Annotated in this window: 13 protein-coding genes; 10 read left to right on the plus strand and 3 right to left on the minus strand. The window is 64.3% G+C overall.

What is annotated here, in order from left to right; genetic code table 11:
• Positions 1–171: 171 nt before the first annotated feature.
• Positions 172–1818, minus strand: coding sequence for a cation:proton antiporter (locus E3T49_RS02780; protein WP_134423668.1), 1647 nt, complete (start codon positions 1816–1818; stop codon positions 172–174).
• Between the two features lie 500 nt (positions 1819–2318).
• On the opposite strand from E3T49_RS02780, the gene E3T49_RS02785 reads away from it, so the two are divergent.
• The 9 genes from E3T49_RS02785 to E3T49_RS02825 all read left to right on the plus strand — a co-directional run bounded on the left by E3T49_RS02785 (position 2319) and on the right by E3T49_RS02825 (position 11372).
• Positions 2319–2564: a hypothetical protein gene (locus tag E3T49_RS02785; protein ID WP_134423267.1), complete on the plus strand. Its 246-nt coding sequence runs from the start codon at positions 2319–2321 to the stop codon at positions 2562–2564.
• Between the two features lie 92 nt (positions 2565–2656).
• Entirely contained in the window at positions 2657–3583 is a 927-nt protein-coding gene (locus tag E3T49_RS02790) for a sigma-70 family RNA polymerase sigma factor (protein WP_420898526.1), read from the plus strand.
• 184 nt (positions 3584–3767) lie between these two features.
• Positions 3768–5543: a putative bifunctional diguanylate cyclase/phosphodiesterase gene (locus E3T49_RS02795; protein WP_134423271.1), complete on the plus strand. Its 1776-nt coding sequence runs from the start codon at positions 3768–3770 to the stop codon at positions 5541–5543.
• A gap of 196 nt (positions 5544–5739) precedes the next feature.
• Positions 5740–6144, plus strand: a complete 405-nt coding sequence (locus tag E3T49_RS02800; RefSeq protein ID WP_134423273.1) for a TOBE domain-containing protein — start codon at positions 5740–5742, stop codon at positions 6142–6144.
• Complete coding sequence (gene modA, locus E3T49_RS02805) at positions 6141–6965, plus strand: molybdate ABC transporter substrate-binding protein (protein ID WP_134423275.1); 825 nt, start codon at positions 6141–6143, stop codon at positions 6963–6965. Before E3T49_RS02800 ends, modA begins: the two co-directional genes overlap by 4 nt.
• Positions 6966–6989: 24 nt before the next feature.
• Positions 6990–7643, plus strand: a complete 654-nt coding sequence (gene modB / locus E3T49_RS02810) for a molybdate ABC transporter permease subunit (RefSeq protein WP_198414210.1) — start codon at positions 6990–6992, stop codon at positions 7641–7643.
• Positions 7640–8737, plus strand: a complete 1098-nt coding sequence (locus tag E3T49_RS02815) for an ABC transporter ATP-binding protein (protein ID WP_134423279.1) — start codon at positions 7640–7642, stop codon at positions 8735–8737. The genes modB and E3T49_RS02815 overlap by 4 nt, the downstream gene beginning before the upstream one ends.
• A 185-nt stretch (positions 8738–8922) precedes the next feature.
• Positions 8923–10341, plus strand: a complete 1419-nt coding sequence (locus E3T49_RS02820; RefSeq protein WP_134423281.1) for a hemolysin family protein — start codon at positions 8923–8925, stop codon at positions 10339–10341.
• Positions 10338–11372, plus strand: a complete 1035-nt coding sequence (locus tag E3T49_RS02825) for a CNNM domain-containing protein (protein WP_134423283.1) — start codon at positions 10338–10340, stop codon at positions 11370–11372. The genes E3T49_RS02820 and E3T49_RS02825 overlap by 4 nt, the downstream gene beginning before the upstream one ends.
• Positions 11373–11375: 3 nt before the next feature.
• Here the strand turns inward: E3T49_RS02825 and E3T49_RS02830 are convergent, their stop codons facing one another.
• Positions 11376–12527: a winged helix DNA-binding domain-containing protein gene (locus E3T49_RS02830; protein ID WP_166785451.1), complete on the minus strand. Its 1152-nt coding sequence runs from the start codon at positions 12525–12527 to the stop codon at positions 11376–11378.
• A gap of 103 nt (positions 12528–12630) precedes the next feature.
• Between E3T49_RS02830 and E3T49_RS02835 the strand changes: the two genes are divergently transcribed.
• Positions 12631–13035: a VOC family protein gene (locus E3T49_RS02835; protein ID WP_134423287.1), complete on the plus strand. Its 405-nt coding sequence runs from the start codon at positions 12631–12633 to the stop codon at positions 13033–13035.
• A 31-nt stretch (positions 13036–13066) separates the two neighbouring features.
• On the opposite strand, the gene E3T49_RS02840 is transcribed toward E3T49_RS02835, so the two are convergent.
• A complete protein-coding gene (locus E3T49_RS02840; RefSeq protein WP_134423289.1) occupies positions 13067–13726 on the minus strand; it encodes a dihydrofolate reductase family protein in 660 nt (219 codons plus the stop codon).
• Between the last annotated feature and the right edge of the window lie 215 nt (positions 13727–13941).

Raw genomic sequence — 13941 nt, forward strand, 5'->3', positions numbered from 1 at the left:
CCGCAATGTTTCAGGCCGTTTCACCGGGACGACTGCCCCCGACACGTATTAGCTCTCGAGGAGGCCCCACCGGGTGTGTGAATGAGATCTGATCAGGCCCTCCGCCTGATCTGGTCGTTTCGTTCACTCTCCAGCCAATCGAGTAGCCAGATCGGCTCTGCCACGAAGGTTTCAGAGGGCTCTCAGCGCGGCGATGGCGTCGTCTGCCGCGTCGTCGAAGGGCTCGAGAACGAGATTGACGATTTTCTCGTCAATCTCCCTGCTGAACTCGGCCGCTTCCGCTTCGCGGTGGACCGTCACCGCAATCGGGGCGGTCGCGCCGTGATCTCGGAGGGAGATGGCCAGAACTTTATTGATCTCAACGTTCGGGATTGTGCTGACGACCCACTTTGCTGTTCTCAGGGGAAGGCTCGCTGGAAATTCGATATTCCTCGCGTCCCCGTGAACCAGTGACACGCGATCCGCAATCGCCGCATTGTCGAGGCCGATCTTCGCGTAGGGGTCCCAATCAACCACCAGAACCGAGTAGCCGAGGATTGCGAATTCCTCGATCAGGCGCCTTCCGAATCGCCCGTTGCCGAAGACGATCACGTCGTACGCTTTCGGCTCGGGTAACGAAACGTTGATCGTGCGGCGGCGCTCGAATATGCCGAGCACGGGCTCGAGCACGGCGAACAGTTGTTTTGAGTACAGGATCATGTAGGTGGATGTTCCGATTGTGATCATCCCGACGAGCGTCACGAGTCCGACGGTGTCGTTGTCCACATGGCCGAGGTCGCGGCCGAGGGCAACCAGGATCAGCGAGAACTCGCTGATCTGCGCGACGGCGAGGCCGGCAAGGAACGAGACGCGTTTGGGGTACCCCATCACCCCCATGATCACGAGAACGATGAGCGGATTGCCGATGAGGACGAACGCGGAAAAAGCCAGTGCGGCCGGCACCTGCTCGCCGATCGAGGAGAAGTCGAGCTGAGCGCCGAGCGCGATGAAGAAAAACAGCAGCAGGAAATCGCGGATGCCCGACAAGGACGACGCGATCGACTCCCGGAACCGGGTCGATGCAAGCGCGAAGCCGGCAAGGAACGCGCCTACTTCAACGGAGAAGCCCAAATAGTCGGTGAGAGCGGCCACCGCCACAGCCCAGGCGATCGAGCACACGATCAACAACTCGGGCGAGTTCGCAACGAACGTCAGGAGGCGGGGGAGAACCCAGCGCATCGCGACGGCAAGGCCACCGATGAGTCCGATTGCCGCGAGCAGCACGAACAGAATCTGCTCCATCAAAGAGCCATCGCGCTCACTGCCGAAGCTTGAGAGGACGATCATCACCACGATAACGACGATGTCCTGCACGATCAGGAATCCCAGGGCGATCCTGCCATGGAGTTCATCGAGTTCGCGCTTGTCCGACAACAGCTTCACGATGATGATCGTCGACGAGAAGGTCAGCGCCACGGCCACGTAAGCGGCCACGACCACGGGCATCCCGAAGAGAAGCGCGAGGCCGAAGCCGACGAGTGAGGTGAACAGTACCTGGCCGAGCCCGGTGACAAGCGCCACACGCCCGATCGACTTGACCAGCCGGATGTCTAGCCTGAGACCCACAAGAAAGAGCAGGATCGCGATGCCGATCTCGGCCAGTAGTTCAAGAGTGCCCTTCTCCTCCACCCAGCCCAAGAGCGATGGGCCGACGATCACACCCACGAGTATGAAAGCCACGATGAGCGGCTGACGCGCACGGTGCGCGATGAAAGCGACAATCGCGGCCACCGTGAGCACGGCCGCCATTGTGGCGAACGGGTCCAAGCCGACCACCATCACCCGTTCAGGTGTCGACCGTATCGGGCCAGTGCGTGCCACTGCCCTCCACCGACCAGCCGGTCCCCGATCTGGCCGGCTCCGCCCACCCGGGTGCCGGTGTTCGGGGTTAGAACGGAGGGACCCGGCTCGGATGCGGTCACAATTCACTCCTGCGTCAGAGGCCACGGATGGGGTGTGTTCACAACTTAGGTCATCGGCGACGCGAGCGCCAGCCGTCTGCGATCGCGGACTGTACCGCGCCGCTCCACGAATGGGCTCCCGCTGGACGGCCGACCCGCGCTTTCCGACCAGTTCGTTCGGCTCGATCACGAGGACAGCCCACCACGTCGCAATGGCGTCGTGTATGGGCTTTCTATGCAGGCTGCCACCCCCTGGACCTGCCGCGTACGCATGTTGTCTGGGCAGGCACCTGCTGCCCGACCCGGGGTGATTTTGCCTCTTGAGGAGGCTCGGCCCGGTGTGTATTCTCAGTGATCAAATATCTAAGCAGGTTAGAAATGAAAAATAGTGATCAGACCTCACTCGCGCATGCTGGTGTCAGCGTCAATGAGCTCTCTCCGACCGCCTGGATGGTTCAGGGGCGCAGGCGACCCGACGATGAAGTCTCGGTTCTGCTGGGTTTCTTCCAGCAGCCCGGTCACGTTGTTGAGGCGATGGATGTGACACGGCCGCTGAAGAGAACGTATGTGCCCTCGGCAACCAGCGCGGTGGCAGATGTCACGGGTGGGACGGTCAGCCAGTGAGTTCATCGGACCAGGACTCCATGGCTGGCGAATGGGAGATGCCTGACTCCGAATCGGCCGAACCTCTGTGGACCGCAGCCCCACCGGCCGCCGTGCCTCGTCCCACGTCGGCACGATACGGTCGGGGGCCGACGGACACGTTCGGGTCGTACCTGCGAAAGATCGGCAGGGTGGAACTTCTCACCGCGGAGGAGGAGGTTGATCTGGGCCGGCGGATCGAGGTTGGGCTGTTCGCGGCCGCACGTCTTGCCCGAGGCATGGCCGATCCGGTTCTGACCCGGGACCTCACCTGGCTTGCCCGTGACGGTGACCGGTCGAAGACCCGGTTCATTGAGGCTAACTTGCGCCTGGTGGTCAGCGTCGCCAAACGGTACTCCGGCCGTCGGATTCCGATCATGGACCTGATCCAGGAAGGCAACCTTGGCCTGCTGCGTGCTGTGGAGAAATTCGATTACACGACCGGGTACAAGTTCTCCACCTATGGAGTCTGGTGGATCCGACAGGCCATCCACCGGGGCATGGTTGGCGCCGGACGAACCATTCGGATCCCGTTGCACGCCGTGGAGAAGCTGAACAGGGTCAAGCGCATCCGCAGTGACCTCATCGGAACTCTGTATCGCGAACCCACCCTGACGGAACTGGCCGAGGCCTGCCGGGCTCCGATGGCCGACGTGAGGGCATTGCTCGACTGGGATGTCGAACCAATCTCCTATCAGACCCCACTCGGTGAGGGCCTGGCCGACATCTCTGAGCTGATCATGGACGATGATCTGCCCCAGCCGGAGGAATACGCGGCCCTGGCCTTACGCCGGTCTGACATCACGTTTCATCTCGATGCGCTACCCACACGGGAGCGCATGATTCTGGAGGCCCGGTTCGGGTTGAACGGCGACCAGCCTCGCACCCTCGAGCAGATCGCCGTCCGGGAGGGTGTGACCCGGGAGCGCATCCGCCAGATTGAGAAACGGGCTCTGGCGATGATGCGCACGCCGGCCCTGGAGCTCTACCTCCGAGAGTGACCCGATACGCGCCGCACAACCTCGCCGGCCAGTCCGCCCGGCTCAGTGAATTTCGCAACCGGCTGCACCGGGCATTGTCAGCAGTCATACGCCGCTCGGGGTTGAATCCGTCGGGCGGCTGAACAGCTGGCAAACTACGGCGGGTCCAGATGGGTCGGAGGCCACGGTCGGGTACTCATGAAAGATGAGTTCCATCCGTGACACCGTTCTCGACCGCGCCGACCGGGTCGGGTCTCTGGCTGACCTTGCCACCAGCGTCCAGCAGGTGTCCGCCACGACGCCGGTGACAGAGATCGACCGTGTCTTTCGTGCGGACCAACAGCTTCGTTCCCTCGTCGTGCACGAAAACGGAATCTGCTTCCTGCTGACTCGGGAACAGGTCGAGTTCACGTTGACCGGCCGGTTGGGGTTCGGTCGCGGTCTGCATGCCCGGTCAACGGCCATCCAGATGGTGCCGGAGAACTCTTTCGCTCTGCCGGGGCAGATGAGTCTGGCGAACGCGGCGCAGCGCATCCTCGAGATGCCGGAGGGCAACCGGTACCGGGACGTGCTCGTGCTGACCGACGAGGGCCCCCGGGTCGTCTCGGTGTCCCAGATTTTTGAACGGTTGTCGGCCGAGTTTCGTTATGCCGCTCTGCACGATCCGCTGACCGGCCTGCCCAACCGGCGACAACTGGAGGAGAGCGGTGCCGCGTCGATTGAGGGCACAGAGGATATGACCCGCATTGCGGTTCTCTACATCGACCTCGACGGTTTCAAAGCCATCAATGACACCTTCGGCCATCAGGCCGGGGACGAGATCCTGATCGGATTCGCTGACCGGCTGCGTCACCTTGTCCGCCCCACCGATGTCCTCGCCCGCCTCGGCGGTGACGAGTTCGCGGTGTTGCTGGTCGATGTGGATGATGTGCAGCTCCTTGCCATCGCGGACCGAGTCGTGCTCGGGGCGTCGGTGCCGTTCGTCTGCGACGGCCACCTGCTGCACGTTTCAGCATCCGTCGGCATCGCGACGGTCGGTGATGTCGCGGCGGAACGGGAGCTGAGCAGGCTTGACGCGCTTCTCCGCCACGCCGACGGAGCGATGCTCAAGGCCAAGCAGGCCGGTAAGCGCCAGGTCGCGCGGCTCGACGGGCACGGAGAGGCTGCTCCGATCGTGCGGAACGCACTCATCCGGCGGCGCCTGCCGGAGGCCTTCGAGACTCGTGCCTTCACGTTGCACTATCAACCGCAAATGGACCTGGCCAGCGGCGACCGCTCGGCCGTGGAGGCGCTGCTCCGCTGGACCGACCCGGTGCTGGGCGCCGTGTCTCCCGCGGAATTCATTCCGATCATGGAACTGTCCGGCGACATCCTTCGCATCGGGCAGCGAGTCATCAACGAGGCCTGCGCCCAGGCCAGGACGTGGTTGGATGCGGGAACCCCGCGCCGGATCGCAGTGAACGTGTCTCCACTCCAACTCGCAGCCCGAACCATCGTTCCCGACCTCGTGTCCGCACTCCACCGCCACAACGTGCCCGCGCACCTGATCGAGGTAGAAATCACCGAGGGTGCCGCGATCACGGATCTGCCACGGGCGATCGGCCAGCTCCAGCAGCTCCGGGAGGCCGGAATCAGTATCGCCTTGGACGACTATGGCACCGGTTTCTCTTCCCTTGCGCTGCTGCGCAGCCTGCCGCTGACCACGGTGAAGATCGACAAGACCTTCGTCGACAACATCGATTCCTCGCCCTCGGACGCCCTTCTCGTGGGCGGGATCATCGACACCGCTCATGCCATCGGGCTCTCGGTCACAGCCGAAGGTGTCGAACGCCCGAGCCAACTGCAACTCCTGCGCGATTTGCGCTGTGACACGGTGCAGGGCTACCTCGTTTCGCGGCCCGTCGCCCCGGAACAGCTGTCGCAACATTGCGACAGGGCCTCCGTTATGAGCGACAGTCGGTCGATACGGGGTGCCAAGTAAATTCGGGGTGTGCGCAGGAGGGACGCCGCATTGCGCCTCATCGACACCGCGGACGCGCCGAAGTCGCCCAATGCCGTTCACAGCGCGGCCGGGAGGAAGAATGGAGGCTTCTTCGGCAGACGGGCGCACTGCCAAACCCTCGAAGAAGGGACATATAGCCTACTTTCGTCTCGAACAGTGTGTATTCTCGGTGATTATGACGAATCTGCGGTTTAGCGAAGTTGCGTCACTGCTGCGTGTGAGCGACGATACCGTTCGGCGCTGGGTGGACCAGGGTCGGCTCACGGCTCTGCAACCGGACGTTGGCCGGATGGTTATTCCGGGTTCTGAGGTCGCGAAGTTCGTTCGAGAACGCCGCGATCAAGACGGTCCGGCCGACACTCATAGTTCGGCTCGCAACCGCCTGGACGGAATCGTCACGAATGTGCAGCGGGAGGGGCTCATCGCCCTGGTGGAGATCCAGGCCGGGCCTTTCCGGGTGGTGTCCATGATGACCCGGGAAGCTGCCGATGAGTTGGGCCTGGAGCCGGGCTCGTTGGCGACAGCCGTGGTCAAAGCGACCACGGTCCTCGTCGAGACGCCCTCTTCGGATCGTTCATGAGCAGCCGCTTCGGCCGCATGCTGGCTCTGGGCGCATCGCTCCTGCTGCTCGCGGGCTGTGCCACGGGTGCCGCACCGGCAGCGCAACCCGATTCGTCGGACGTGCGGACGGGCTCGGTGGTCGTGACGGTCGCTGCCGCGGCTGATCTCAAATTCGCCCTCGACGACATTGCCGCACTGGCCGAGAAAGACGATCCCTCACTCAAAGTCCAGATCACCTACGGATCGTCGGGGACTTTCCTGCAGCAGATCCAAAACGGGGCGCCGTTCGACATCTTCCTGTCCGCCGATCTGACCTACCCACAGCAGCTCGTGGATGCGGGACTGGCCGACGAGAAGGATCTGTTTCCCTATGGCGTCGGTCGGCTGGTGCTCTGGGTTCCCGGCGGCTCCGACCTCGACCCCGGCGAGGGGCTGCGCATTCTCGTCAAGCCCGAGGTCAAGCGCGTGTCCGTTGCGAACCCGGAGCACGCTCCCTACGGCAAAGCCGCTGTCGCCGCGCTCCAGACTGCCGGACTCTACGACAAGGTCGCCCCCAAGCTCGTTCTGGGCGAGAACGTCGCTCAGGCGGCTGAGTTCGTGCAGTCCGGTAACGCCGATGCCGGGATCGTGGCCAAGTCGTTGGTGCTTTCAGACCCCCTCCGCCAGGAAGGCACCTGGGCGGAGTTGCCGCTGGATTCCTATCCTCGGCTCGATCAGGGCGGTGTCATTCTGGGGGATGCGTCCCAGGCCGCGGGTGCCCACACGCTCAAGGACGTCATGCTCAGCGATTCCGGGTCAGAAATCCTCGCCCGGTACGGTTTCTCCTTCCCGGGGATCTGACCGGTGGACTGGCAGGCGATTGGCGTGAGTCTGCGGCTTGCTGTGCTGACCACGGCGATCCTGCTCGTCATCGCCGTGCCTCTCGCCTCCTGGTTGGCTTTTTCGCGTCGCCGTTGGACCGTGGTGGTGGAGGCGATTGTCGCCCTGCCCCTGGTGCTGCCGCCGACCGTCCTCGGCTACTACGTCCTCGTCGCGCTGGGGACGGCGTCGCCGTTCGGTCGCTGGTGGAAGGAGCTCACCGGGGCGACACTCGCGTTCACCTTCACCGGGCTGCTCATCGCATCCATTCTCTACAGCCTGCCTTTCGCCGTTCAGCCGCTGCTCGCAGCATTCGCCGGCGTCGACCGACGACTGCTCGACGCCTCCACGATGCTGGGCCGGAGTTCGGCCGCCACACTGTGGAAGATCACTCTTCCCCTCTCACGCGCCGGACTGACCACGGCGGGTGTTCTCACCTTCGCCCACACGATCGGTGAATTCGGTGTCGTCCTCATGGTTGGCGGCAATATCCCTGGCCAGACCCGCACCGTCTCCATCTCCGTCTATGACTCCGTGCAGTCCTTCGACTACGCAGCCGCCGGTTTGACCAGTCTGGTGCTCCTCATCTTCTCGCTCCTTGTCCTGACCGCGACCTATGCAGTGCAACGCCGTGGTGCGCTGCTCTGGGCGCGGACATGATCTCGGGGGAGAGCGTCCTGTCCATCCGGATGCGCCGCCACATCGTTGATGCCGATTTTCAGGTCTCCTTGGACGATCCCGGGGTGACCGTTCTGTTCGGTCCCTCCGGTTCGGGGAAATCGACCATTCTGCGCTGTGTCGCGGGCCTGGATCGAATTTCGACGGGTCGGCTGACCCTGGGCGATGACGTACTCGACGACGGCGAACGCCAACACGTTCGCGCGCAGGACCGCGGTATCGGGTACATGTTCCAGGAGTTGGCTCTGTTCCCACATCTCGATGTCGCCCAGAACGTGAGTTACGGGCTGGGCTCGATGCCCCGGTCGGAGCGGGTACTGAGGGTCCAGGAGGCGCTCCGGAGCGCCGGTGTCAGTGGCTTCGAGCACAGGAAGATCCGGGAACTCTCCGGCGGTGAAGCCCAACGTGTCGCTCTCGCCCGCACCCTCGCTCCCCGGCCCCGCTTGCTGCTGCTGGACGAGCCGCTTTCTGCCCTGGATGCTCCCACTCGGCTCAGCCTGCGCACGGAGCTGCGCCAGCTCATCCTGAACGCCGGGATCCCCGCGATCATCGTCACCCACGACCGCGACGAAGCCCTCTCTCTAGCCGACCAACTCGTGGTCCTGATCGACGGAAGCGTTCGGCAGATCGGAACTCCCACGGATGTCTTCGAACGCCCCGCCGACCGGGATGTCGCCCGAGCGGTAGGAATGGAGAACACCGTCTCCGGCACCATCGTGGGAATCTCCCGTGGTGGACTGCGGATTCGCAGCGGCCACGCTGAGCTCCTGGCCAGCCCCGACACGGTCCACGACCAGCACCCTGCCGGGCGGGGCGTCGTCATCTGCATTCGGGCGGGGGACGTCGGTCTTGACGTGGCACCCCCCGACGCGCCGGGCCTGCCGACGACCAACCGCATTGCCAGCAGGGTTACGGCGGTGACCGAGGAATCCTCCATCGTGCGCATCGACCTTGACGCGGGGTTTCCGCTGATCTGCTTCGTGACCCGCCGCGATCAAGCTCTCGCCGGATTCCATGTCGGTATGCCGGTCACCAGCGTCATCGCCCCGTCTGCCCTGCACCTGGTCGTTCCCTAGCAATGGATCGTTCTGGCGGAATTACCCGATATCCTGAGTCCTTCTACCGTTCAGACAGTACTTCGAGAGGCGTTGACCGCAACTGTGGGCTCACCAGCCATGGCCCTTTGGGCTATCGACCGGCCATGCACGACTCCCAACCGAATGCGATCGTTCCCGCCGCAGCGTGACGGGATGACGTTCTCGTGATTGAAACCCTGCTCCTGTTATTGCTCGGAATCGTCATCACACTTCTGATCATCGCGGCCAACGGCTACTTCGTCGCCCAGGAATTCGCCTACATGTCGGTGGACCGCAACCGGCTCGGCGCCCGCGCGGCAGCAGGGGACGCCGCAGCGGTACGCGCACTCGGTGTCACCAAGCGGACCTCATTCATGCTCTCCGGGGCGCAACTGGGCATCACCGTCACCGGTCTTCTTGTCGGCTTCGTCGCCCAGCCGCTCATCGGTGAATCCCTCGGCACGCTGCTCGGCGGAGTCGGCGTGTCGATGGCCGTCAGCGTCACGCTGGGCACTGTTATCGCTTTGATTCTTGCGACAGTTGTGCAGATGATCTTCGGCGAGCTGTACCCGAAGAACCTCGCCATTGCCAACCCCGAACCCCTCGCGCGCGGCCTGGCTCGGTCGACCACGATTTACCTTGCGGTGTTCGGATGGCTCATCGCCATCTTCGATTTCGCGGCCAACGCGCTGTTGCGTCTTCTGCGCATCGAACCCGTGCACGACGTCGACTCCAGCGCCACGGCACAGGACCTGGAGCGCATCGTCTCGGACTCCCGCAACAGCGGCGACCTGCCCGCCGAACTGTCCCTGATGCTCGATCGCATCCTTGAATTCCCCAACCAGGACGTGGAGCACGCGATGATTCCCCGTTCACTCGTTGCGACGGTCCGTCCGGACACAACGATCGGTGAGGTGCGGGAACTCATGGCGCGTGCCCATACCCGCTATCCGGTGGTGGACGACGAGAGCCAGCCTCTCGGGGTCGTGCAACTCGCTGACGTTCTCGGCTCGACTCTTTCTGAGCACGCCCCCGTAACCGCACTCATGCAGCCAGCGGTTGTGCTGTCGACGCTGATGAAATTGCCGGATGCCCTGGCCGAGATCACCCGTGCGCGCAACGAACTCGCGTGCGTGATCGACGAATACGGCGGCTTTGCCGGTGTGCTCACCCTCGAAGATCTCGCGGAAGAGATCGTCGGCGAGATCACCGATGAGCACGACGCAGAGTCAGCGCCCTCGGTCGACTCTGACGGCGACGCAGTCTGGCTGATGGGCGGTGACGTTCACGTCGATGAGATGCACCGCGCGATCGGGTACGAGTTGCCCGTCGGAGACTTCGAGACCGTCGCGGGGCTCATCATTGCCGAGCGTGGTGGGTTGCCCCTCGCGGGTGAGACCATCCGTGTTTCCTTGCCCGATGACCCTGCCGATCTCGTCCGAAACGACGACGTGCACAGGTCACTCGAGATCGAGATCCTCACCGTCGAACGTCACGTTCCGCACCAGGTGCGGGTGACCCTCATTGAGGCCCTCGGCGACGATCGGGAACCGCAGATCGGTTTCGAACCGGGTGCCGACGACACGACGGGGGTTGACCGATGAGCGATGGGCTTATCGTGGCGATCGTCACCGTCATCCTGATTGCACTCAGCGCGTTCTTCGTGATCATCGAGTTCGCACTGCTGGGCGCACGACGTCACCGCCTCGAGGCGACCGCGGCGACGAATCGCTCTGCCCGAGCAGCCCTCAAGGGCGTGAACGAACTGACTTTGATGCTCGCCGGTGCTCAACTGGGGATCACGGCCTGCACGTTCGCACTCGGCGCCGTCACCAAGCCGGCGCTCGACTACTGGCTTGGGCCCGTACTCTCGGCATGGGGGCTCCCCGAGTGGGCTGCCGGCGTTCTCGCCTTCTCCCTGTCGCTGTTCATCGTCACCTTCCTGCACCTCGTGGTGGGCGAGATGGCGCCGAAATCGTGGGCTATCGCCCACCCTGAGACTGCGGCGAAGGTGATCGGCATCCCGTCCCGCATCTTCATCTGGCCCTTCCGTCCCCTCCTGATGTGGATCAACAGCATCGCCAACAAGCTCGTGAGTGCGTCGGGTGTCGTCCCTGTGGAGAGTGCCGCCGTGGGTGGTCAGAACGCCGAGACGATCCGCCACCTTGTGGAGCTGTCTGCCCGCACGGGCATGCTCGACAGCTCCTTCCAGCAGCAGCTCGAAGGGGCGATCGAAATGGAGACGCTGCGCCTGGACGCGCTCGTCGGCGCCCGAGCCACGCCGACCGTCGTGCCCCTCGATGCGACGGTGGCCGACGTGCAGCGGGCGGCGGCTCAGTCCGGCCACATGCGTATTCTGGTTGGTGACCCGCACTGGGGCATACCCGCCGTCGTCCACGTGCGGGATACCCTGCTCGAGGCACTCGATGCTCCCGCCGCCCCATTCGTACGCTCCGCCCTGGCGATCGCAGGCGAGACTCCTGTCTACGAGGTCCTCGCCCGCATGCGTGCGACGAGCCAGCAGCTCGTCGTAGTGGTCGACGACGGCGTCTTCCGCGGGGTCGTGACCCTGTCCGACGTGCTGCCGCGACTACTACCGCGCGACGACGGGACGGCGGCATTGGTCGTCAGCTGACCGTTACGCGTCGTCGAAGACGGCACCGGCCCTCTCGGACCAGGCCAGGGATACCGGCAGCCCGAGGAACTCCCCGTATTGCGCGACCGCCGCTGCGAACGCCTGCTTTGCGGCGTCGTCCAGCGGGACGAAGGGTTCGGCGGTGACAGCCACCTCGTTCCGCCGCACGGCCCGCCGCCAGGTGCCGATGACCTGGCCACCGGACACGATGATCGGAAGAAAGATGCCGTTCTTACCCGGCACGACCAGCCGGGCGGCTTCGGCCGGCAGCGCCTGAGACCGGTCCTGGTAGCCCAGAAGGTACTCGTCGAAACCGGGCAGCGCATGCACCGGACCGGCGGAACCGCGGGAGTCAAGCGCCTCCGCTGCCGAAATGGTTCTGAAGTAGCACTGGTCCCCGTACCGCATCTCGACGAGCTGCCCGCGAATGGCGGCGAGCGCAGCGCGCGCTTCGGTGAGCGTCACCCTGGCCCACCAGGCGAAGTCGCGAATTGTCGCCGGGGCGTGACCGGCGAGGTACCGCGAGAGAAAGCGTCCCAGGGCGTCCGCGGGGGGAAGGCGCTCACCGGCATCCGGCGCCCACTCATCGAGCAGCACGAGCGCCTGCTGGCCCGCCAGCGGCGGACCCCAGACCACGATCCCGGTGATCGCCAGGTGAAGGATGAGGTGGTAGCCGCGCTGCCCGGTCGTCGGTACGCCCGCGGCCTCCAGCTCGCGCTGGAATTCCGCCCGGCCGATCCGTCGTCCCCCGGAGAGCACAGCTAGAGCGACCGCCCTGGCTCGGTCGAGCGTCGGCTGGTCGAGGCCGAGCTCGTGTCGGCGGGTGTCGAATTGTGCGAGCATCCTCGGCCGGGTGACCTGAAGCATCCACCGCAGGTCGGGGGGTGCCACGAAGTGCAGGGTGCCGCGCATGGTCCACGAGCGCACGACCTCACCGCGCTCCAGTGCCGCCTCGACCGCCGCACGGGTGTCACCGGAGCGCAGGCCGAGAGCCCACACCGCCTGCGGAAAGTCCTGCGCCTGCACGGCGAGCAAATGACGAACGACATCGGCCGCGGCGTCCGCGCCGGCCGAAGCAGAAAAGGCAGGCTGCTGGATGCGCTGGGTCACCAACCGCATCGCCAGCAGCTCGCGCAGATCCACACTCTCGCCCATCCGCACAGTATGCCGCCGTCGCGGTCGCCGGGCCAGCAGGCGAGGCGCCGACCTCGTCCGGCCGTCTCGATGATGCCCTCGATCGGATCTGTATGCTGTGCACATGACGGCGCCGCAGATCTATGTCACTTTCCCGGGTACAGCGCGTGAAGCTCTCAGTTTCTACGCGGATGTCTTCGGTGGAGAGCTCTCATTGCACACCTATGAGGATTTCGGTCGCATCGACGGTCCGCCGAATGCCATTGCTCACGGTGTGCTCGACGGGGTTGTTGCCGTGATGGGATCCGATGCGGCACCGGGCGAGCCGAGTGTCCGGATTGAAGGCGTCAGGCTCTCGCTGCTCGGGACCGCGGATGCACAAGTCCTGCATACCTGGTTCGACAAGCTCGCCGCCGGCGGACAGATCGTCGACAACCTCAGTCCACAGCCCTGGGGTGCTTCGGACGGCCAGGTCATCGACCGCTATGGACTGCACTGGCTCGTCGGATACGAACCCGAGCCGGAGTGAGACGCACCCGCTCGATCCGACTGGCACCCATCTACCGGGTCGTGCGACGGGTGAAGATCAGGTGGAGAACGCCGAGTGGAGACGTGGTCGCTTCGATATCGAAGCGTCGTTCGAGCCCTTCGAGTCCATCCCAGAGCCGTTCGCCACGTCCCAGAATGATCGGAACAATAACGAGGTGCATGTGGTCGATCAGATCGGCCTCGAGGAACAGCCGAATCGTGCTGACACCGCCACCGATCCGGACGTCGAGGTCCCCGGCCAGGGCGCGAGCCTGCTGGAGTGCGGAGACAGGATCGGCGTCGACGAAATAGAAGGTTGTTCCGCCTTCCAGTTCCAGTGTCGGACGAGGATGGTGTGTCAGGACAACGACCGGGGTGTGGAAAACAGGGTTGGCGCCCCACCATCCCTTCCACTCCTCGCTGTCCCAGGGACCGCGCTTCGGGCCGAACTTGTTGCGCCCCATGATCTCCACGCCGATCCCGGGCCCCCACTGGCTGGCGAACGCCTCGTCGACGCCGAAGGAACCCTCCGACTCTCCGTGGAAGCCCATCTCGCGAAAGGTACGCGTCTCCATCGCCCACTCCATGAGGCGTTGGCCGGCGTGACCGAATGGAGTCTCGAGTTTCTGGTCGTCCCCGGTGCCGAAACCGTCCAGTGAGACCGAGAAATTATGCACACGGACGAGGGACATGTCATCTCCTGAAGCACTTGTCGTTCGCCGAACTCCGGGGTGATCGAACCCCATGACCTTAGACCGGCGAGGAAAGAATGTACACGGGCAGGGAGGCCTTCGCCCTTGTCACGGCCGGGACCATCGAAAGCGCGCAATCAGATTACGGATGACTTTGCCAGCCAAAACTGAGGATTCATTCAGTAAGAGGGTGCATGGTTGGAGCTTCGCCCGCG

Origin of the sequence: Cryobacterium cryoconiti (assembly GCF_004403065.1) — a bacterium.
GTDB lineage: Bacteria > Actinomycetota > Actinomycetes > Actinomycetales > Microbacteriaceae > Cryobacterium > Cryobacterium cryoconiti.

Bases quoted from the DNA above. Each gene is read 5' to 3' on its own strand.
- E3T49_RS02795 (WP_134423271.1), top strand. From the start codon at position 3,768: ATGAGTTCCATCCGTGACACCGTTCTCGACCGCGCCGACCGGGTCGGG.
- E3T49_RS02800 (WP_134423273.1), top strand. From the start codon at position 5,740: ATGACGAATCTGCGGTTTAGCGAAGTTGCGTCACTGCTGCGTGTGAGC.
- E3T49_RS02835 (WP_134423287.1), top strand. From the start codon at position 12,631: ATGACGGCGCCGCAGATCTATGTCACTTTCCCGGGTACAGCGCGTGAA.
- E3T49_RS02825 (WP_134423283.1), top strand. From the start codon at position 10,338: ATGAGCGATGGGCTTATCGTGGCGATCGTCACCGTCATCCTGATTGCA.
- E3T49_RS02830 (WP_166785451.1), bottom strand. From the start codon at position 12,527: ATGGGCGAGAGTGTGGATCTGCGCGAGCTGCTGGCGATGCGGTTGGTG.
- E3T49_RS02780 (WP_134423668.1), bottom strand. From the start codon at position 1,818: ATGGTGGTCGGCTTGGACCCGTTCGCCACAATGGCGGCCGTGCTCACG.
- E3T49_RS02840 (WP_134423289.1), bottom strand. From the start codon at position 13,726: ATGTCCCTCGTCCGTGTGCATAATTTCTCGGTCTCACTGGACGGTTTC.
- modA (WP_134423275.1), top strand. From the start codon at position 6,141: ATGAGCAGCCGCTTCGGCCGCATGCTGGCTCTGGGCGCATCGCTCCTG.
- E3T49_RS02785 (WP_134423267.1), top strand. From the start codon at position 2,319: ATGAAAAATAGTGATCAGACCTCACTCGCGCATGCTGGTGTCAGCGTC.
- E3T49_RS02815 (WP_134423279.1), top strand. From the start codon at position 7,640: ATGATCTCGGGGGAGAGCGTCCTGTCCATCCGGATGCGCCGCCACATC.